Here is a 20,020-nt window from a genome sequence, read left to right on the forward strand (position 1 = left end):
CGGGCATGCCCGACAACCACCGGCCTGGTGACAGGATGGGGCCGGCGAACATCCGGCGGCAGAGTTGAGGCATGAACACGATGACCATGCCCCGCAGCGTCGAAGCCCCGGGCGCCGGCGCGTCCGGCCCCGACGTGCCCCGCAGCACCGAGACCCACGCCCCGCAACGCTGGTCCGTCGGCCGCTGGGCCTCACGGATCGGCCGCTTCCTGGCCTACAGCTTCATCGCCCTGCTTCTCGGCACCGTGGGGTTCTCCCTGGTGATCTCCTTGCTGGCGGCGGGCGCGGGCACCGCCATCATTTGGATCGGCCTCGCGATCCTCGTGCTCGGGGTGGTCGCCGCTCGCGGGTTCACCATGGCCGAGCGTGCGATCCAATCCGGCCTTCTCGGCACGGAGCTGCCCACGCCGGCGGCGAAGCCGGCTCCGGCCGGGGCCGGCCGGATGCGACGCCTCCTCACCCCGCTCACCGATCCGCAGTCGTGGCTGGATGCGCTGTGGATCCTCGTGAACTTCCTGCTAGCGCTGGTCACCTTCCCGCTCGCGCTGGCGTGGACGCTCGGCGCGATCGCCACCGTCGGCGGCCCCATCTCGACCCTGATCCTCGAGCAGGTCCTCCCCGACTCCACCGGCAACGGGCTCGCCGAGCTGCTGGGCTTCACCGGACGCAACGCGCTGACGGTCGATATCGGCCTGCAGATGCTGTGCGGGCTGTTCTTCCTGCTCACCGTCGGCCCGCTCGTGCGCGGGCTCACCGCTGCCCACCAGGCAGTGGCCCGCGGGCTGCTCAGCTCGCGCTACGAGGAGCAGCAGCAGCTGCTGCGCACCCAGGAGTCCCGCGCCGCCGGGCGCACCGCGGAATCCACCGCCCTGCGCCGCCTGGAGCGCGACCTGCACGATGGCCCGCAGCAGCGCCTGGTGCGAGCCTCGATGGACCTGGCACGGGTCGAAGCTCTGTCGGTCAACGACCCCGAGCGGGCGCAGGCCGTGCTGCGAGAGACCCGCGAGCAGCTCGGCCTCACGCTCGATGATCTGCGCCGCCTCTCCCGCGGCATCGCCCCGCCCGTGCTCGTGGACCGGGGCCTGGCAGCCGCCCTCACCGAGCTCGCGGCCATCTCCCCCATCCCCACCAGCATCGAATGCCCACAGCTGGATCTGCCCGATCATGTCGACATCGGCATCTACTACGTGGTCTCCGAGGCACTGACGAACGCAGCCAAGCACTCCGAGGCCGACTCCGTGCACGTGGAGATCACCCGGATCGGCGATGATGCACGGGTGAGGATCGAGGACGACGGGCGCGGAGGCGCCGAGATGCGCACCGGCGGCGGACTCGCCGGGCTGGCCGGCCGGGTCGCGTCCCTCGAGGGGCGACTGACCGTGCATTCACCGGAGGGAGCCGGCACCCGGATCGAGGCGGTGATCCCGTGCGGGTCCTGATCGCCGACGACTCGGCCCTGCTGCGTGAGGGGCTGCGGCTCCTGCTCGAGGACGCCGGGCACACCGTGGCCGGCACCGCGGCGACCGGCACCGAACTGGTGGTGCGCGCCCTGGAGCTGCGGCCCGACCTGATCATCTCCGACATCCGCATGCCGCCCAGCCACACCGACGAGGGTCTGCGCGCCGCGCAGGAGATTCGCAGGGCCTGGCCGGAGGCGCCGATCATCCTGCTCAGCCAGTACGTCGTGATCGGCTACGCGACCGAGCTGATCGAGAGCGGCGAACGGGCCACGGGGTACCTGCTGAAGGACCGCGTGTTCGACATCCGCTCCTTCCTGGACTCCGTCGAGCGTGTCGCCGACGGCGGAGTCGCCATCGATCCGGACGTGGTGGGCCAGGTGATCGCCTCGCGTCGCCGGACGCCGCTGGATGATCTGACCCAGCGGGAGCGGGAGGTGCTCGAACTGATGGGCGAGGGCCTGACCAATGCGGGCATCTCGCAGCGGCTCTACATCAGCGGCGGCGCGGTCGAGAAGCACACCCAGCGACTGTTCGCCAAGCTGGGATTGAGCGAGGATTCGAGCGTGCATCGCCGCGTGACGGCGGTCCTGACCCTGCTGGGCCGCTGAACCCACCCTGCAGTTCTCGTTCCCGATCCGGTTGCGGTACCTGTTCCCGTCGGCACGGCCGGCCCCACCGGGACCATTCCTCCCCAGTACACGGTTTTCCCCAGAGAAATAACGGACTGGACGAATGGACTTTCGTGTGGTCGCGATGCCGTAGCCGCGGTGCGACTACGGTGCGTGGCACCGCCCAGGCCTCTTCGTCCCGCCGCCTGCCAGCGGAACCCCTGGCCACCTGCGCGTGGTGCAGCGGAGCTCAGGGCCAGGGCGTCGCGTCACGGAGGCTCGGATCATTCCTCCCCAGCGACCACTTCTCCACCATTTCGTCCACATAGGAAAAGTTGTCCACACATTTGACCGCGGCCTATTGGCGGGTTTCGAATGTGCGTACGCTCGAGGCATGGAGCACACGAGTTCGAGCAGCAGCGGGGAGGCCGACGGGCACGACGCCCGGCCGGGTGAGACCCCGCCGGGCGGACGTGCGCAGGCCGGACCGGAAAGGGGCGCACAGCTCCGCGACGTCGCGCGCCGACTCGCCCGGTTCGAGGGACACGACGAAGCCGGCTCTCTGGTCGCCGAGGTCGTCGACGCCGCGCTGCAGGCCTTCACCCGGACCACGTCGGTGCGCGATCCGCTCCCCTCCACGGTGCCCGGCACGCCGCAGGAAGCACTGGCCGTGCTCGCCGGCCTCGATCAACTGCGTTCCGCACTCTCGGCGATCGACGCCCGCTGGCAGGTCGAGGCCGAAGCCCGGATCCGCGCGGCGGACAGGGACGCTGACGTGGACGAGGACCAGCAAGGGCGGAGCGCGGCGCACGAGATCGGCCTGGCGCGTCGCGTCTCCCCCTCGTCCGCCTCCCTCTCCCTGGGTTCGTCCCGTCGGCTGGTCGAGCAGCTGCCGGGGGTAGCTTCCGCGCTCCGGGACGGGGACGTCACGCAGCAGCAGGTCGCCGCCCTCTCCGGTGCGCTCGACGGAGCCGAACCTGCCACGTGCGCGCGGATCGACGAGATCGTGAGCGAGGACCCGCAGTCGCTCCAGGGCATGGGGCCGCGACGGGTACGCCGCGGCGTCCAGGAGATCATCCAGCGGATGGAGCCGCACAACTCCCGTGCGCGGGCGGAGCGCGCGGCGCGAGCGCGGCACGTGAGGATGACTCCGCTCAGCGACGGCATGGCGCGGGTGACCGGCATCCTGCGCGGCGTCGACGCGAGCGGGATGATGCAGACCCTGAACCGCGGCGCACAGTCGCTGAAGGCCGGCGGCGCCAGGGAATCCGTCTCCGCGCTCGAAGCCGATCTGCTGGTAGCGGCCGTCCAAGACGGACCAGGATCGGACCGAGCCGAACCGGGCGTCACCCAAGAGGGCGACGCGCCCTTCCGCAAACCCAGTCGTCCCGCGCAGGGACTCGATGTCGGAGTCATCATCACCGACACCGCCCTGCTCGGGCGGGACGACGAGGCGCAATGCGCGCAGCTCGAGGGTTACGGCGCGATCCCCGCGCACATCATCACCGACACCCTCCGCGGCACTCCCCCGGGTTACCTGCGGGGCAGCGAGGACAAGCACCCCGACGAGGACGTCACCGCCTTCTACCGGCGTCTCTACACCAACCCCACCACCGGCGAGCTGACGGGAATGGAGTCTCGCGCCCGCGTGTTCCCCGCCGGCCTGGCGCGCATGATCCGATGGCGTGATGTCACCTGCCGCACTCCGTGGTGCAATGCGATCATCCGGCAGATCGACCATGCGCGGCCGCATCACCAGGGCGGGCCGACCAGCTATGCCAATGGTCAGGGGCTCTGCGTGCGCTGCAACCTGCTCAAGGAGCACGGACGGTGGGTGCTCACCCCGCTGACGTCAACCGACCCCGCTGCGACAGGCCGCGCTCCCACGACCGCCGACCCGACGGATCCGACAGCGCCCGCTGCGACGGACCCGCGTGGCTGGGCTTGGCAGAGTCCTCATGGTGCCCACGCCACCTCCCGGACACCCCGTCTGCTTGATCCGCCGGCCCCGCGTGAGGCCGGCGCGGCCCGGGACGAGCCGTTCCCCTCCGAATCAGCGCCGTTCCCCTTCGACTCCGCGGTCCCCGACGCGCATCAGGCTCGCCCGCTCGGTGCAGAGCCTCCGGACGACCCGGTTCCCCCACCTCGCCGCCGGCCCGGCCGATAGAGTCGCGCCCATCAGGTGGATGGAGGACGAGACATGCACTCCCCGCTCACGGTGCGGATCCTCGGCGCCGGCGTGGCCGGGCTGGCAGCGTCGATCGCACTCGCCGAGGACGGACACCACGTCGAACTCATCGACGAACGATTCGACGCTCCGCCGATCGGCACTGCGCTCGGTCTGTTCGGCTCGGCGCAGCGCGTGCTGGCACGCATCGGAGTGCTCGAGGCCGTCCAGGCCGGCTCCACCGCGCCGCTCGCCGGCACCATCCGTGGCGTCGACGGTCGTGCAGTGGCCTCGCTCCCTGCCGGCGAGGCACTCCTGGTCTCCCGCTCCCACCTGGTGCGGACTCTCCAGCACGCCGTCCCGGACACGGTCCGGTTGGTCCGGCGGCGGATCGAGGACGTGCGTCCGCTGCGCGAAGGCGCCGATCTGCTCGTCGGCGCCGACGGCGTCCACTCCCTGGTGCGGCGATCGGGGTGGGCGGCCGCACCGCCGCCCGCAGCCACCACATGACCGTACTGCGCGGCATCGCGGATATCTCTCCCCCGGAGATCTCCGAGACCTGGGGCGGCGGGTGGCTGTTCGGCATCACGCCGATCGCCGGTCACCGCACGAACTGGTTCGCTTGTCTTCCCGAGCATCGCACCGCGTCGGTCAGCGAGGATCTGGAGCACCTGGCCGCGACCGTCGGCGGGCATCGCGACCCGATCGACGCCGTCCTGGCGGCCGCGCGCCCTGGCCAGACCCTGGTCCATGGAATCCACACAGCGCCGCACGTCCATCCGGTGCGGGAGAACGTGGTGCTCATCGGCGACGCGGCTCACGCGATGGCGCCGAACCTCGGCCACGGCGCACATACCGCCCTGCGGGACGCGGAGGCTCTTGCCGCGTCGATTCGCGACCGGCCGACCACACTCAGTTCGACAGCATCCGGTGCAACAGCGTCCCCGCCGCCGCGGGAGCTTTCGCAGGCACTGCGCACTTACGCGCTGCGCCGTGCTCTCGCCGGCCATTGCTGGCGGCTGGCTTCCGGGGCCATGATGCGGCTGGCGATGATGGACGAACGAGCAGGTCTGCGCGATCGCCTGCTGAGGTCAGCTGCAGAAGTCAGGACGGTCCGGGCGCCCTAGGGACGCCCCGGAACCAGCTCAGCCCAGTTTCCGAGCCAGCGTCGTGATGACGTGCCAGTGCTTCTTGTCGGCCAGGAAGCGGCCGTCCTCGTCGCGAACCGTGCGGTCGATGATCTGGAAGCCGCGGAACATCGCATCGATCTCCTCGAGCGGGAGAGTCGCGATATCGGAGCGCTCGGCCCACGTGTCATTGGTGCCGAACATGTCGACCGCCATCACGCCCCCGCGCGGAAGGGCGTCGACGAGCTTCGCCCAGGTCGTGGGCAGGGCCGTCGGCCCGAGTAGACCCAGCGTGTAGGTCGAGTAGACGATCTGGGCGCGAGGGAACTCCTCGACCGCCGCGATGTCGGTGTGGTGAAAGTGCACCGAGCCGGGCATGCGTTCGTTCTCCACGAGACGACCGGCCAGGGTGTCATCGGTGTCGTAGGCATGCACCGTCCACCCACGGCGCGCGAACTGCAGCGAGTCGGCCCCGGCGCCTGCGCCGAGATCCAGGACGACCCCACGGTGCCGATCACCGCCGGCCGCCGCGATCGCGTTCGCCACGAGCCGGCGGGCAGGACGGCCCGCCGCATGGGCATTGAGTGCCGCCCAATCAACCTTCTCCGCCGTATCCATGGCCCTCAGGCTCTATGATGCTGATCGCCGTTTCAACTTCCCGTGACCCAGGACGCCCTTTGTTTCGTCATGGGCGAACAACGGCCTATTCTTTCCGCCGCTTAGGATGGCTGGCATGCCTGTCGCTCCGCTGCGCGTCGCCGCGATCTCTCTGCACACCTCGCCTCTGGAGGATCCCGGTGGTGCCGATGCCGGGGGGATGAACGTCGTCGTCCTCGAACAGGCGCTGGCGCTCGCGCGCCTCGGCCACCAGGTCGACCTCTTCACCCGCCGCAGCGACCCGGAGGCCCCGGCCGTGATCGAGGTCGCCGACGGCGTCCGGCTGCACCATCTCGACGCCGGCCCGGCCGCTCCCCTCGCCAAGAGCGACATGGAGCAGGCGATCGCCCCCTTCCGGGACGCCCTGCACCGGAGCCTCGCCACCGGGACCTGGGACCTCGTCCACTCCCATCACTGGTTCAGCGGGGTCGCCGCCCTGCCCGTCGCGCGCGAGCTGGGCGTGCCGCACCTGCAGTCCTTCCACTCCGTGGCGGCCCCCGAGGACGCTGAGAGCCTCGACGCCGGGGAGCCCGCGGAATCCGCAGGCCGCATCCCGGGTGAGCGCTTCGTCGCCGACGGCTCGGACCTCGTCGTCTCCGTCTCCGAAGCGGAAGCGCGCACCATCGGCGAGCGCTACGGCGTCACCGGGGACCGGCTCGCCGTGATCCGGCCGGGCGTGGACGTGGACCGTTTCCGTCCGTGCTCCTCGCTGGAGGAGCGGCGCCACCGTCCGACGCTGCTGTTCACCGGACGCCTGCAGCCGCTCAAGGCACCCGATCACGCCCTCGAGGTGCTCGCGCACCTCGACCCCGCGCTCGATGCGCGCCTCCTCCTCGCCGGGGGTGCCTCCCAGGACTTCGAGGAGTACCTCAGCGAGCTCGAGAACCGTGCGGAGGAGCTCGGTGTCGCCGACCGCGTGGAGTTCGCCGGGTCGATGGGTCGCGACGAGCTGGCCGAGGCGATGCGCTGTGCCGGCGCGCTGCTGCTGACGAGCTGGTCCGAGACCTTCGGGCTGGTCGCCCTCGAGGCGCAGGCCAGCGGGACCCCGGTCGTCGCCTGGCGCTGTGCAGGCGGGGTCCAGGAAGCCGTCGGCCCCGGCGGCGTGGTGCTGAGCAGCCGGGATCCCGATGTCTGGGCGGAGGCCGTGCAGTCACTGCTCGGCGACGCCGACGGATATGCGAACGCCGTGCGGTCCGCTCGCGACTTCGCGGCCACCCGGACCTGGGAGAGCGGGGCCCAGGCCCTGGCGGCGCTGTACGCGCGCATCGTCGGCCGCGACGGCGCGGATAATCATCCCTCCGGCGGGGAGTCGGCATGACGCGGGATCCGTGGCAGCTCCTCGACGACGCCGGGACGGTGCTCGCCGTCCACGCCCACCCGGACGACGAGTCCCTCTCGACCGGCGCCCTGATCGCCTCCCTCGCCGCCGCCGGCACCCGGGTGGTGCTGGTGACCGCGACCCGCGGCGAGGAGGGCGAGATCGTGCCGGGCTCCGTCGCCGCGGACGATCCCCGTTCCCTCGAAGAGATCCGTCAGACGGAGATCGACGCCGCCACGAACGCGCTCGGCGTCGCCGAACGGCACATGCTCGGCACGGCTCCGGCCCTCGCCGCCGGTGCCGCACCACGCAGGTATCGCGACTCGGGGATGCAGTGGGTGCGTGACGGGCTCGCCGGCCCGTCCGACACGGCGGGGCCGACGAGCTTCACGCATCGCCCCCTCGAGGACGCGGTGACCGATCTGGTGGCCCTCCTCGAGCACATCCGTCCCGATGTCGTGATCGGGTACGACGACGACGGCTCGTACGGGCACCCCGACCACGTCCACGCCCACCACGTGACGCTCGAGGCCTGCCGGCGCACGGGGATCCCGTTCGTGGAGGTCGCCAGCGGTGAGCGGCCCGCCGGTGAGGAGTCCGCTGGTGAGGAGACCGATGGTGAGAAGACCGGGATCTCCTGGCGGGAGCATCCCGGGACGGGCGCTGCCGTGCATCGCGCGATCGACGCCTACCGCACCCAGCTCACCGTGGTCGGCCGAGACGAGAACGGCGTGGCGATCCGTCATGTCGGCGGCCAGGACGACCTCATCGCGCTGCGGACGGGTCTGCACCCGGTGCGGTGACCGGGATCGGCGCAGCGACCCCCGGCCGCTCAGCCCCGGACCGTCACGTCCAGCAGCGTCGGCAGATGGTCGGAGGCGCCGGCCAGACGCTCCGCGGGGACCCGCTGCGTCGAGGTGACCGCCTCGGCTCGGCGCACCTGCACCGCGGGCGTGGTCATCACCGCGTCGATCCGTCGGAGCGGACGGGCCGCCGGGAAGGTGAGCTCCGAGGGCTCCGCAGGGTCCCCCAGCACCGGCGCGAGGAGGCGGCGGGCCGCACCGTCGGCCGTCTCGTTCAGATCGCCGCCGACGATCACCGGCGCGCCCGCCCCGCGCACCAGCGCACTGAGGTGCTCGGCGTGGGCGATGCGGTTCTCCTCCTGCAGCGCGAGGTGCGTGGAGGAGACGACGACCGCGCCGCCACCGGGCACCGAGAGCCGCACGGCGGCCACCCCACGCGGGTAGGTCGAGTTCAGATCGCTCAGCCGCTGGGCGACGGGATGGGCGCCGCGCCGGATCACCTGCCGGGCGATCTCGTCGCTCGCCAGGATCGCCAGCCCCCGGCCGCCCGCGCCGCCGACCAGGACGCGCAGTCCGGTCTGCCCGGCGAACCAGGCCAGCCGCGCCGTCGGCAGCACGAACCGCGGCGCTTCCTGCATCAGCAGCACGTCGGGCTCGAGGTCGACGATCGCCTCGATCGCGGCCCGCAGGTCGCCCCGGAGCTCCCACAGGTTCCAGCTGAGGATGCGCAGATCCCAGCCTCGCTCCGACACGATCAGTTCTCCTCGCCGGCAGGGGCGAGCATCGGCTCGAGCACCTGGTCGACCAGGCCGATCAGTTCGTCGACCTCGTAGCCGGGCCAGCCGAAGAGCATGCGCCGCCATTCCGGCGGCACCGACTTCGGCCCCAGCGCGGCCCCGAGCAGGGCGCCGGTGATGCAGGCGACGGTGTCCGTGTCGTACCCGGCGCGGGCCGCCGCATCCAGGGCGGCGACCATGGCGTCGCGCTGGTCGAACTTGCCCTGCGGGATCGGGCTGACCACGGTGATCGCGGACCACGCCGCCTGGAACGCACCGACGACCCAGCCGTTGCGCCGGAACGAGACGGGGGTCCCGGCCTCGGCCTCCTCGATGCGGTCGATCCACAGCGCCCGGCGCTCGTCGTCCAGCCGGGACAGGCCGCGGCGCACGTCGAGCTCCCCGGTGAGGATCGCGTGGCGCACCGCGAAGCCCCACAGCATGCAGGCCTCGGTGGCATCGGGATGGACGTGTGTGAGCCGGCACACCACGTCGATCGCGTCGGCCACGTCGTCGTCGGACGAGAGCAGGTAGGGCAGGACCGCGACGTGGGTGCGCATCAGCGACCCGTTGCCGGCATTGGCCGGGAGCTCCTCGTGCGCACCGGCCGCCGCGGCGCGGAAGTCCGCCGCCCTGGGCGCGTAGTGACCGTCCGCCCACGCCAGGTCTGCGGCGCGACGCACCACCGTCGAGGTGAGCGTGCCGATATCCGGTGTGCCCAGCGACCAGGAGTACCACTCGCGGGCGATGTGATCTTGAGCGGATTCGATGCGCAGATCGTGCCCGTCCGACGCGGAGATCGCCGCCTCCAGCACCACGATCGCCATGGACGTGTCGTCGGTCCACTCCCCCGGTTGCCAGCCCAGCACTCCGCCACCGATCATGCCGATGTCCTCGGAGGCCACCACCGGAGCGTGGAACTCGTACGGGGCGCCGAGAGCGTCTCCCGTGGCCGCCGCCACCACGGAACCGATGGCGCGCTGGCGCTGCACCGGGGTCAACCCTGGTCCCCTGGTCTCAGCAGCGTCGGTCCTCACGCTCACATCGTTCCACACCGACCGGAATGGTTCCTGAGCCCCGCTACCCTGAGAGGGACTTCGAAGGAGTTCCATGACCGACACCTCCGGCCGCCCCGGCACCACGGGCCAGCCCGCGGAGCAGGCCTGCGCCGACCCGCACGACCACACCGGCCACGACCACCCGCCCACAGGCGCCGACCTGGTGCGCGGCCTGGTCCAGGGCTACTCGATCCTCGCCCTGATCATCCCCGTGCTCGGGGTGGTCCTGCTCCTGGCGATCCTGCCGCTGGCCCCCACCAGCCCCGTGGTGCTCCTGCTGGGCGTCGCCCTGGGCGCCTCGCACCTGCTCGCCCTGGTCGCGACCAGCCTGTTCGTCGCGCGCACCCGCCGGCAGCTGGCCGTGAACCCAGGGCTGCTCGCGGTGCGCAGCACGATCGAGGAGGTGCTGCGCGTGGCCGCGGTGCTGCTGGCGATGCTGCTGTGGCCGGCGGACATCCGCGCCGAGCTCGGCGTGTGGGTCGGCGCGGGCGCAGCCATCGTGTGGCTGGCCCTGGCCACGGTGCAGACGGTCGCGACCCGTCGCCGCATCGCGCGCCCCTCGCAATGGTCCGAGGACGCCGTCTCGACGCTGCTCGCAGGACGCGTCGGCGCCCGCTCCACCGTGATCATGCGGCTGCTGGACGTGATCGGCACCGTCGCCTTCCAGGTGGGAGCGACCGCACTGGTGATCATGTCCCCGGTCCTCGCCATCGGCACCGCGGTCCTCTCCGTCGGCTCGGGCCTGTCCACCCTGGTCATCCAGCGCCGGCCGCCGGCGCAGCGCTCCCGGTCCCCCTGGGCGTACGCCCCACTCGTGATCGGTCTGCTGACCCTCGCCCTCGCCTCGCTGGGTCTGGCGACCCCCTGACGGCGCACCCCCACACCTGTCCCCTCCGTCCGATCCCGCAGGAGCGATGATGACCACTGCCCCCTCGTCCGAGACCACCGCGAACTCCGGCCTCGTCCTCGACCAGGTCGATCCGGGCATCCGCCTCCAGGACGACCTCTTCGGCCACGTCAACGGGCGATGGCTGCGCGAGCACCGGATCCCGGCGGACCGCTCCAGCGACGGAGCCTTCCATCAGCTGCGCGACCTCTCCGAGGAGCGGGTGCGGGAGATCGTCGAGCAGGCGGCGGCAGAGGTCGAGCAGGCGGCGGGGACCGGGGACGGGGCCGCCGAGGGAGCACCCGTCACCGACCGCGGCCGCGTCGGCGCGCTGTACCGCATGTTCATGGACACCGAGGCGATCGAGGCGGCCGGTACCGCGCCCCTCGAGGACATGCTGAGCGCCATCACCGCGGCCGACGACCTCGAGGCCATCACCCGCACCATGGCCGCCCCGGATTCGGGCGCGAGCGCCCTGCTGGCCTACGTGTGGACCGACGACCACGATTCCTCCAGCTACCAGGTCAAACTGCATCAGGGCGGGCTCGGCCTGCCGGATGAGTCCTACTACCGCGAGGAGCACTACGGGCAGATCCGCGAGGCCTACACCGAGCACCTGGCCGCTCTCGCCCGCCTGACCGGCCTGCCCGGCCGCGAGGGCCTGGTCGAGGGCGATGCGGACGCACAGGCCACCGCGGTGATGGACTTCGAGACCCGCCTGGCCGGATGCCACGTCGACGTCGTGCGCCTGCGCGACCGCGAGAAGTCCTACAACCCGATGGACGAGGCGCAGCGCCGCGAGCTGGCCCCGGCCTTCCCCTGGACCGCCTACATCGAGGGCACCGGCGCCCCGGAATCGGTCTTCGACGTGGTCTCGGTCGGCCAGCCCGAGTTCGTCTCCGCCGCTGCCGAGCTGCTGGCCGGCGAGGACCTCGCCGTGCTGCGCACCTGGCTGGCCCTCCACGCCGTCTCCTCGTACGCCCCCTACCTGCCCGCGGCCATCGTCGAGGAGGACTTCGCCTTCTTCGGGAAGGTGCTCTCCGGCGCCGAGGAGCTGCGCGAGCGCTGGAAGCGCGGCGTCGCTTTCGTCGAGGGCGCCGTGGGCTTCGCCGTCGGCCGCGAGTACGTCGACCGCCACTTCCCGCCGGCCCACAAGGAGCGCATGACCGCCCTGGTCGATGCTCTGCTGGAGGCCTACCGCAGCTCGATCGGGACCCTGGAGTGGATGACGCCGGCCACCCGGGAGAAGGCGCTGGCCAAGCTCGAGAAGTTCACACCCAAGATCGGCTACCCCGAGCGCTGGCGCGAGTACGACGGGCTCGAGGTGGTCCCCGGCGACCTGGTCGCCACCGCGCGCGCCGCACGCCGCTTCGACGCCGACTACGAGTACGCCAAGGTCGGCGGCCCCATCGACGAGACCGAGTGGCACATGACGCCGCAGACGGTCAACGCCTACTACAACCCCGGGCGCAACGAGATCGTCTTCCCCGCCGCCATCCTGCAGCCGCCGTTCTTCGACGGCGAGGCGGAGGACGCCGTGAACTTCGGCGGCATCGGCGCGGTCATCGGCCACGAGGTCGGCCACGGCTTCGACGACCAGGGCTCGAAGTACGACGGGGACGGCAACCTGGTCACCTGGTGGACGGCCGAGGACCGTCAGGCCTTCGACGACCGCGCCGCCACCCTCATCGCCCAGTATTCCGAGCTCTCCCCGCGCGACCTCGACGACTCCCACCGCGTCAACGGCGCCCTCACCATCGGCGAGAACATCGGCGACCTCGGCGGTCTCTCCATCGCCGTGAAGGCGTACCTGGCCAGCAGGTCCGCCGAGGAGGCCGCGGCCGAACTGGACGGGTACACCGGTCTGCAGCGCATCTTCCTGTCCTGGGCGACGGTGTGGCGGGGCAAGAACCGCACGCAGGAGGCGATCCGCCGGCTCGCGGTGGACCCGCACGCGCCGATGGAGTTCCGCTGCAACACGGTCGCCGGCCATCTCGACGAGTTCCACAGCGCCTTCGGCGTGCGCGAGGGCGACGGGATGTACCGCGCCCCCGAGGAGCGGGTGTCGATCTGGTGAGCACGACGGTGAGGATCCCGTGAGGCCCGAGGCGCCGTTCTACGTCGGCACCACCAGGCCCTCCTGGGTCGGGTGGACCCGCATCGCCCTGACCCTGCTGTTCGGTGCGGTCCTGGCGCTGGTGCTGGCCCAGCGCGGCCTCGTGGCCGCCGTGCCGCCGACCGCCGGGGTGTTCGCCCTGCTGGCGCTGTGGACCTGGATGGGCCAGCACACGCGCTTCATCGTCGACGACCGCGGCCTCACGGTGAGCCTCGGCGGGTTCCTCCCGCGCCCGACGTGGCCGCTGGCCGGCTTCCGCACCGTCCAGTACCGCATCGTGCCGCAGCCTGCCGTCGGGGCGAGCCTCGGCGGCTACGGATGGCGCCGCGGCATGGTGATCCCCGCCCGGCCCGAGGAGCTGCGGCCCGTCGGCGACCGGAAGCTGCTGACCGGCGGTGAGACGCGGCAGTCCTACCGCATGGTCGTCACCCGGCCGGGGACCATGGTCGAGATCGTCGGCCGCGAGGGCACCGGGTATCTGCTGACGCCCGAGGACCCCGAGGCGACGGCCGCGGCCATCGACCAGGCGATCCGGGCGCGGCGCTGACGCCACCGCCGAGGGAGTATCCTGAGTGCTGGTCATCCACTGACAGGGGAGCACCAACGGGGTGCTGAGAGTGCGCGAACCTGCGCAGACCCTCGAACCTGATCCGGTTCACACCGGCGTAGGGAGTCGGGATATCCGTGCGGCATCGATGATGCCGTGCGCCCCTTCCGTGAGAGGAAGGAGAAGTGATGACACGCTTTCGCACCATTGATCTGCTGGTCACCGTCATGATCGGGGCAGCCTTCGGCGTCGCGTTCCTGGGGTACGGCCAGCTCTACACCCTGATCAGCCCGCTGACGATGGCGTTCCGCCCCGCCGAGGGTCTGCTGGTGGGCATCTGGTTCCTGCCCGCCGTCCTCGCCGCCCTGATCGTCCGCAAGCCCGGCGCGGCGCTGCTGGCCGAGATGATCGCGGCATGCCTCGAGATGCTGCTGGGCGGCCAGTGGGGCTGGGGCACCGTGGTCTCCGGCCTGCTGCAGGGCGGCGGCGTCGAGCTCGCCGTCGCGCTGACCGCGTACCGCCGCTTCACGCTGCCGGTGGCCGTCCTCGGCGGAGTCCTCGCCGGCGGTCTGGAATGGATCTGGGAGCGCTTCGCCTACTACCCCGAGATGAGCTGGCCCTTCGCCCTCATCCTGCTCGGGTTCTTCCTCGTCTCCGGCGCCGCGCTGGGCGGCGGCCTGGGCTGGGCCGCGACCCGTGCCCTGGTGGCCACCGGCGCGGTGGATTCGCTCGCCGCGGGACGGGAGCACGCCCGCGCCGCCGCGGCGTGAGGACTGCGGCGTGAGAACCAGGGAATCCGCCGCCGGGGCCGCGCTTGCGCTGTCCCGGCTCAGCTGGCGCCCGAACTCGCGGCGGGAGCCGACGGTCGCCGACCTCGACCTGAGCATCCCCGCCGGTCAGCGCGTGCTGCTCGCCGGCGCGAGCGGCAGCGGGAAATCGACGGTGCTGCGCGCCCTCGCCGGTCTTCTCGATGAGGAGGCCGGCGAGCTCTCGGGGCACATGGCGGTCTCGTCCCGGCCCGGAGAGCGCGGCCTGCTGCTGCAGAATCCCGCGCACGCGCTGGTGGCCGCGACCGTGGGCCGCGATGCCGCCTTCGGGCCCGAGAACGCGGCCCTGCCCCGGCCGGAGGTCCACCGGCGGGCCGCGGCGGCGCTGGATGCCGCGCAGGTGGACCTGGAGCCCTCGCGCGGCCCGCTGGAGGCCTCCGGCGGGCAGCAGCAGCGCATCGCCCTGGCCGGCGCCCTCGCGCTCGGCCCGGACATGCTGCTGCTGGACGAACCCACGAGCATGCTCGACGCCGAGACCGCCCAGCAGGTGCGCTCAGCGATCCTGGCCAGCGCCGAGGGCCGCACCCTGGTCGTCGCGGAGCACCGGGTCGAGCCCTGGCTGGATCACGTGGACCGTCTGGTGGTCCTCGGCGAGCAGGCCCGGATCCTCGCCGACGGGGACCCGCGGACGGTGCTGGCCGCCCAGAGCGATCTGCTCGAGGAGGCCGGAGTGCTGGCGGGGCGGCAGGTGCCGCCGGATGCCGGGCCGTCTCCGCGGCGTCCGAGCGGGAGCGATCCCGGGACGGTGGTCGCCTCCCTCGATGAGGTCACCGTGCCGCGCCGGGGCGTCACGATCCCCGTCGGCCTGGAGGCGCGGGCCGGGCAGCTGACGGTGCTGACCGGGCCCAGCGGCGCCGGCAAGACGACCGTCGTCCGCGCCCTGCTGGGGGCGATGCGCCCCGCGACCGGCAGCGTCCGGCGCCCGGATCGCGAGCGCATCGCCGTCGTCCCCCAGGATCCGGAGCACTCGTTCGTCGCCGCCACCGTGCGCGAGGAGCTGCTGGCCTCTCCGTGGGCCGACGACGAGCACCTCGCGGACGAGCTCCTGGAGCGCGCCGGCCTCGCCCATCTCGCCGGGGCCAACCCCTATCGGCTCTCCGGCGGGGAGCAGCGCCGCACCGCACTCGCGGCCGCCCTCGCCCAGCAGCCCGACCTGCTGGTCCTCGACGAGCCGACGGTCGGGCTGGACGCGCGCCGCCGCGGCGCCGTGCTGGACCTGCTCGAGGAGGCCGCCGCGCGCGGCGGCGCGGTGCTGGCCGCGACCCACGACCCCGAGCTCATCGCCCGGGCCGATCACCGGATCGAGCTGCCGGGTTCAGAGCACGGGGTTCCTCCCCCGCCGCGCCGCCGGATCCCGGCCGACGCCCTGAACCCGCTGACCCTCTGCCTGATCGGGATCCTCGCCGCCATCGGCTCGTTCGCGGTCCAGACCTGGCAGGGCGGTCTGCTCGCGCTGCTGCCGCTGGTGCTGCTGGGCCCACTGGCGGTGCGCACGCTGCGCGGCGCGGCGCTGCGGCTGACCCCGATCCTGCTCTCGGCCGCCGGGCTGGCCTGGACCACCGCCCTGCTGGGGGACGCGCCGGCGCTGTCCGGGGACGCCTGGCTGCTGGGGCTGAAGGAGGCGGCCCGGATCATGATGTTCGTCGCGCCGGGGGTGCTGGCCCTGGGCAGCGTGGAGGTGACCGCCCTCGGCGACGCCCTCGGAGGCCGGCTGAGACTGCCCGCCAGGCCGGTCGCGGCCTCCGTGGTCGCGCTGGTACGGGTCGGGCACCTCGGGCGGCAGTGGGAGATCATCCTGCGCACCCGGATCCAGCGCGGGCTGGGCACGGCCGCCTCGCCGCGGCTGCTGGCCGGGGCGACGTTCGCCCTGCTGGTCGACACCCTGCGCAGCGCCGAGCAGCAGGCGCTGGCGATGGATGCCCGCGGCTTCGCGACCGCGACGCGGCGCACCTGGGCCGAACCCAGCCGGTTCGGGCCGGCCGACGTGCTCGGCGCGGCGATCGCGGCGGCGCTGCTGATCTGGCCCGCGATCGCGGAGCTGCTGGTCTAGCCTGGCACCGTGAACGACGACATCCAGCCCCAGCCCTCCACCCGGCCCGACGTGCCCGCCTCCGAGGACGAGGAGGTGATCGCCCTGGCCAACTCGATGCTCGACGCCGCTCGGCGCGGGGACGGTGACGGCCTGCTGCCGCTGATCGACCGGGGCGCCCCCGCCAACCTGCGCGACGCCTCCGGCAACAGCGCCCTCATGCTCGCCGCCTACCACGGCCACGCCGAGCTGGTGCGTGAGCTCGCCGCCCGCGGGGCCGACGTCGACCTGCTGAACGACCGCCGTCAGTCCCCGCTGGCCGGGGCCGCGTTCAAGGGCTACACGGACGTCGCCGTGGCACTGCTGGAGGCCGGGGCGGACCCGGGCCTGGGCTCCCCGGACGCGCTGGAGACGGCCCGGTTCTTCGAGCGCGGCGAGATGATCACGCTGATCGAGGAGCACGCGGCCCGACGCGAGGACTGATCAGTCCGCCGGATGGCGGTAGACCATCGGCACGTGCTCGATGCCTGCCTCCATGAACAGGCCGCCGACGGTCTCGTAGCCCATCGACTGGTACCACGTCTCGAGGTAGGCCTGGGCGTCGATGTGCACCTCGGCCTGCGGAGCCTGCTCGCGGGCCACGTCCAGCGCCGCGCGCATGATGCGGCGCCCGAAGCCGTCGCGACGGTTCGCGGCCCGCACGGCGAGCCGGCCGATGCGCAGCACGCCGCCGGGTTCGTGGAGGACGCGGATGTGCGCGGCGGGTTCGCGCTCCAGCCCGGCGGCCTCGGCCTCCGGCCCGGGCACCTCGATCCACAGAAGGGTGGTCGTGGCCTCGAGGTCGCGACCGTCGAGGTCCGGGTCGGTGGCCTTCTGCTCCATGGTGAAGACGTCCTGGCGGAGCTTCGCGAGCAGGTAGAGCGTGCGGGGGTCGATGTCGGGCACGACGGAGCGTCGCAGCACGGCGCCGGTCTCCGGGTCCGGAGCCGACGCCGCTGGATGGATCACGGGTTCAGGCATGGTCACCACATTACTGCTCGGGAGCTTGCGGCATTCCCGCCGTCGCCGCCAGTCGCGCGACGGCGGCCCGCCACTGCTCGACCATCCGCGGCCCACCGTGGCCCTCGTCCTCGATGATCACCAGTTCGCTGCCCGGCCAGGCACGATGCAGCTCCCAGGCGGTCACGGCGGGGCCGGAGACGTCGCGTCGGCCGTGGATCAGCACGCCCGGGACGCCGGCCAAGCGGCCCATACCGCCCAGCAGGCCGGCACCCGGCACGCCGCCCCAGCGCGCGGCCCAGTCGGCGACGAACCCGTCGTGGGCCCAGTAGTGGGTGACGAGGCGGGCGAAGGTACGGCGCTCACGTCGCTGCTCGTCGGTGAGATCCGCGGGCGGAGTCGCGATCTCGGTGGAGCCGGTGCCGATGCGGATGTGCTCGTCCTCCCAGGTCATCCAGGCCTCGGCCGCGGCGTCGACGAGATCGGGTTCGTCGCCCTCGAGCAGACGACGGTAGGCCTCGACCAGTCGCACTCGCGCCGGTGAGGTGTCGCGTCGATCGAAGTCGCCGTGCGTCTCGGCGAAGCCGGCGAACCGATCCCAGGCCTCGAGGAACACGGATCCGATCCCTTCGGTGATCCAGTCGACCTCGCGCCGCGAGGTGCTGGTGACGGCGAAGAGGACCACTCCGAGCACCCGGTCCGGATGCGCCTGGGCGTAGGCGAGGGCGAGCGTGCTGCCCCACGAGACGCCCTCGACGATCCAGGCGTCGATGCCGAGGTGCTCGCGGAGTGCCTCGATGTCGGCGACCAGGTGCGCGGTGGTGTTCGCACCGAGGTCGACGGGACCGGGGGCTCCGGCCGACGGGGTCGAGGCCCCGGCGCCCCGCTGGGAGAGGCCGACGATCCGGCAGCGATCAGAGGGAGCGCTGCGGCGGTACCCGGGACTCAGTCCGCTCCCCGGGCCGCCGTGGAGGTAGAGCACGGGCACGCCGTCGGGTGTGCCGCTCTCCTCCCACCAGATCTCGTGCCCGTCGCCCACGGGCAGGTGGCCGGAGGCGTTCAGAGGCAGGGGCGGGGGTGCGGACGCAGAGCTCACAGCGCCCATTCTGCCGCGGGGTGCTCGCGCGTCCAGGCCGCCCGGCGGCTGCGCACGCTCTGGCACCTCGGGCACCAGAACACGGTGCGGGCGGCGAGGTCGCGCGAGCGGATGGTGGTCCCGCACAGCCGGCAGGGCAGGCTCTGGCGGTGATAGACGTAGAAGGACTTCTCGCGCGGCACCACGGAGGGGTCCTCGTCGCCGTTCTGGCGGGTGCCGCGGGAGCGTTCGACGATGCGGGCCTCGAGGTCGCGGTGCTCGGGCTGGGTGGTGACGATCCGGCCGGTGCGCGCCCCGTAGGCCATCAGCGCGGCCAGGTCGGTCCACATCTGATCGAGCATGCCGGCGCTGAGATCCCGGCCGGGCACGAACGGGTCCAGGCGCGCCCGGAACAGCAGCTCGGCGCGGTAGATGTTGCCGATGCCCGCCACGACCTTCTGGTCCATCAGCTGCGTTCCGATGGCCGTGCGGGAGCGGCGCACGGCCTCCACGAACCGGCGCCGGTCGCCGCCGCCGCTGCCGTTCGCGTCCGGTCGCAGCGGGTCCGGGCCGAGCCGGTCCAGGACGGCCTGCCGGCCGGGCCCGTCGAGCACCTCGCAGGCGGTGGGACCGGTCAGCTCGGCGAGCCCGCGAGCGCCGACCAGGCGCAGCCGCACCGTCGGCCGCGGGACCAGGCGCCGCCAGTCCAGCACGCCGTCGTCCCCCAGCTCCTCCTCCTGCTCGCCCAGGCGCACGCGCGGTGCGCCGATCGCGTGGGCGTCGGCGAAGCCGGGATCGCCGGCGAAGGTCCAGGAGCCGTACAGGCCGAGGTGGACGTGGATGTGCCGGACCACCGGCGAGTCCGGGTCCACGTCCGCCGAGGGCGCCAGTGCCAGGAACAGGTGCTTGCCGGCCGCTTCGGCGGCCAGCAGCACCATGCCGTCGACCTGCGCCGCCTCCGCGAAGCGGCCCTGCGGGCTCGAGATGCGCACCCTCTCGCCCCCGAAGCCGCGGCTCAGCGCCGCGGCGAGCCGGTGGACGGTGTGCCCCTCCGGCACTACGGCGCCGAGGGGGCGGCGACGCCGGCGGGATCGCCGTAGCCGCCGGTCTCCTCGTAGCGGGCGACCAGGTCGATACGGCGCTGGTGACGCTCCTCGCCGGAGAACGGCTCGGCCAGGAACAGGTCGATCAGCGCCTCCAGCTCGGGCTCGGTGTGCTGGCGAGCGCCGACGGAGATCACGTTGGCGTCGTTGTGCTGGCGGGCGAGGCGCGCGGTGTCCTCGTTCCAGACCAGGGCGGCACGCACCCCGGTGACCTTGTTCGCGGCGATCTGCTCACCGTTGCCGGAACCGCCGATGACGATCCCGAGGGAGCCGGGATCGGCGACCACGGCCTCGCCGACGTCGGTGCAGAACGGCGGGTAGTCGTCCAGGGCGTCGTACTCGTGGGCACCGTGGTCGGTGACCTCGTGGCCCTTGTCCTGCAACGCCGCGATCAGGCGGTTCTTCAGCTCGAAGCCGGCGTGGTCGGTGCCGATGTGCACGCGCATGGGGGTGGATGTGCCTCT

20 protein-coding genes and 1 riboswitch are annotated in these 20,020 nt (G+C 72.6%); of the genes, 13 read left to right on the plus strand and 7 right to left on the minus strand.

Features of this window, described 5'->3' with window-relative positions:
• Positions 1–71 precede the first annotated feature (71 nt).
• From ACFQRD_RS00595 to ACFQRD_RS00615, 5 genes are all read left to right on the plus strand, one after another.
• Positions 72–1,439 carry a sensor histidine kinase gene (locus ACFQRD_RS00595; RefSeq protein WP_377803253.1) on the plus strand — a complete coding sequence of 456 codons (1,368 nt, stop codon included), beginning with the start codon at positions 72–74 and terminating at the stop codon, positions 1,437–1,439.
• Positions 1,427–2,068, plus strand: a complete 642-nt coding sequence (locus tag ACFQRD_RS00600; RefSeq protein WP_377019131.1) for a response regulator — start codon at positions 1,427–1,429, stop codon at positions 2,066–2,068. Before ACFQRD_RS00595 ends, ACFQRD_RS00600 begins: the two co-directional genes overlap by 13 nt.
• Before the next feature lie 394 nt (positions 2,069–2,462).
• Entirely contained in the window at positions 2,463–4,235 is a 1,773-nt protein-coding gene (locus ACFQRD_RS00605; protein ID WP_377019130.1) for a DUF222 domain-containing protein, read from the plus strand.
• 33 nt (positions 4,236–4,268) lie between these two features.
• A complete protein-coding gene (locus ACFQRD_RS00610) occupies positions 4,269–4,745 on the plus strand; it encodes an FAD-dependent oxidoreductase (protein ID WP_377803254.1) in 477 nt (158 codons plus the stop codon).
• Positions 4,742–5,362 carry an FAD-dependent monooxygenase gene (locus ACFQRD_RS00615; RefSeq protein ID WP_377803255.1) on the plus strand — a complete coding sequence of 207 codons (621 nt, stop codon included), beginning with the start codon at positions 4,742–4,744 and terminating at the stop codon, positions 5,360–5,362. The genes ACFQRD_RS00610 and ACFQRD_RS00615 overlap by 4 nt, the downstream gene beginning before the upstream one ends.
• Before the next feature lie 18 nt (positions 5,363–5,380).
• On the opposite strand, the gene ACFQRD_RS00620 is transcribed toward ACFQRD_RS00615, so the two are convergent.
• Positions 5,381–5,980 (minus strand): class I SAM-dependent methyltransferase, encoded by a 600-nt coding sequence (locus ACFQRD_RS00620; RefSeq protein ID WP_377019128.1) that lies wholly within the window; start codon positions 5,978–5,980, stop codon positions 5,381–5,383.
• A gap of 115 nt (positions 5,981–6,095) precedes the next feature.
• On the opposite strand from ACFQRD_RS00620, the gene ACFQRD_RS00625 reads away from it, so the two are divergent.
• Both ACFQRD_RS00625 and ACFQRD_RS00630 read left to right on the plus strand, forming a co-directional pair.
• On the plus strand, positions 6,096–7,337 hold the full coding sequence (locus ACFQRD_RS00625; RefSeq protein ID WP_377803256.1) for a glycosyltransferase: 1,242 nt from the start codon (positions 6,096–6,098) through the stop codon (positions 7,335–7,337).
• Positions 7,334–8,140, plus strand: a complete 807-nt coding sequence (locus tag ACFQRD_RS00630) for a PIG-L family deacetylase (protein ID WP_377803257.1) — start codon at positions 7,334–7,336, stop codon at positions 8,138–8,140. The genes ACFQRD_RS00625 and ACFQRD_RS00630 overlap by 4 nt, the downstream gene beginning before the upstream one ends.
• A 29-nt stretch (positions 8,141–8,169) precedes the next feature.
• On the opposite strand, the gene ACFQRD_RS00635 is transcribed toward ACFQRD_RS00630, so the two are convergent.
• Together ACFQRD_RS00635 and ACFQRD_RS00640 are read right to left on the minus strand one after the other, a co-directional pair.
• Complete coding sequence (locus ACFQRD_RS00635) at positions 8,170–8,892, minus strand: endonuclease/exonuclease/phosphatase family protein (protein WP_377803258.1); 723 nt, start codon at positions 8,890–8,892, stop codon at positions 8,170–8,172.
• A gap of 2 nt (positions 8,893–8,894) precedes the next feature.
• Positions 8,895–9,953, minus strand: coding sequence for an ADP-ribosylglycohydrolase family protein (locus ACFQRD_RS00640; protein WP_377803259.1), 1,059 nt, complete (start codon positions 9,951–9,953; stop codon positions 8,895–8,897).
• A gap of 73 nt (positions 9,954–10,026) precedes the next feature.
• Here ACFQRD_RS00640 and ACFQRD_RS00645 point away from each other — a divergent pair, with 73 nt between their 5' ends.
• From ACFQRD_RS00645 to ACFQRD_RS00670, 6 genes are all read left to right on the plus strand, one after another.
• Complete coding sequence (locus ACFQRD_RS00645) at positions 10,027–10,842, plus strand: hypothetical protein (protein ID WP_377019122.1); 816 nt, start codon at positions 10,027–10,029, stop codon at positions 10,840–10,842.
• Between the two features lie 49 nt (positions 10,843–10,891).
• The gene (locus ACFQRD_RS00650; RefSeq protein ID WP_377803260.1) at positions 10,892–12,937 is read left to right on the plus strand and encodes a M13 family metallopeptidase; all 2,046 of its coding nucleotides are present in this window, start codon (positions 10,892–10,894) and stop codon (positions 12,935–12,937) included.
• Between the two features lie 19 nt (positions 12,938–12,956).
• Positions 12,957–13,523 (plus strand): glycosyltransferase, encoded by a 567-nt coding sequence (locus ACFQRD_RS00655; protein ID WP_377803261.1) that lies wholly within the window; start codon positions 12,957–12,959, stop codon positions 13,521–13,523.
• Positions 13,524–13,557: 34 nt separating this feature from the next.
• Positions 13,558–13,665, plus strand: a riboswitch (TPP riboswitch).
• Between the two features lie 46 nt (positions 13,666–13,711).
• On the plus strand, positions 13,712–14,293 hold the full coding sequence (locus tag ACFQRD_RS00660) for an ECF transporter S component (protein WP_377019119.1): 582 nt from the start codon (positions 13,712–13,714) through the stop codon (positions 14,291–14,293).
• A 10-nt stretch (positions 14,294–14,303) separates the two neighbouring features.
• Positions 14,304–16,400, plus strand: a complete 2,097-nt coding sequence (locus tag ACFQRD_RS00665) for an ATP-binding cassette domain-containing protein (RefSeq protein ID WP_377803262.1) — start codon at positions 14,304–14,306, stop codon at positions 16,398–16,400.
• Between the two features lie 9 nt (positions 16,401–16,409).
• Positions 16,410–16,862, plus strand: a complete 453-nt coding sequence (locus ACFQRD_RS00670; protein WP_377019117.1) for an ankyrin repeat domain-containing protein — start codon at positions 16,410–16,412, stop codon at positions 16,860–16,862.
• Here the strand turns inward: ACFQRD_RS00670 and ACFQRD_RS00675 are convergent, their stop codons facing one another.
• The 4 genes from ACFQRD_RS00675 to ACFQRD_RS00690 are packed head-to-tail and all read right to left on the minus strand — an operon-like array spanning position 16,863 to position 20,002.
• A complete protein-coding gene (locus tag ACFQRD_RS00675) occupies positions 16,863–17,399 on the minus strand; it encodes a GNAT family N-acetyltransferase (RefSeq protein ID WP_377019116.1) in 537 nt (178 codons plus the stop codon).
• A gap of 10 nt (positions 17,400–17,409) precedes the next feature.
• Entirely contained in the window at positions 17,410–18,474 is a 1,065-nt protein-coding gene (locus tag ACFQRD_RS00680) for an alpha/beta fold hydrolase (RefSeq protein WP_377803263.1), read from the minus strand.
• Positions 18,471–19,511 (minus strand): Fpg/Nei family DNA glycosylase, encoded by a 1,041-nt coding sequence (locus ACFQRD_RS00685; protein ID WP_377803264.1) that lies wholly within the window; start codon positions 19,509–19,511, stop codon positions 18,471–18,473. The genes ACFQRD_RS00680 and ACFQRD_RS00685 overlap by 4 nt, the downstream gene beginning before the upstream one ends.
• Positions 19,511–20,002: a ribose-5-phosphate isomerase gene (locus ACFQRD_RS00690; RefSeq protein WP_377794331.1), complete on the minus strand. Its 492-nt coding sequence runs from the start codon at positions 20,000–20,002 to the stop codon at positions 19,511–19,513. Before ACFQRD_RS00690 ends, ACFQRD_RS00685 begins: the two co-directional genes overlap by 1 nt.
• Positions 20,003–20,020 lie beyond the last annotated feature (18 nt).

It is taken from the genome of Brachybacterium sp. GCM10030268 (assembly GCF_042666305.1).
Taxonomy (GTDB): Bacteria; Actinomycetota; Actinomycetes; order Actinomycetales; family Dermabacteraceae; genus Brachybacterium.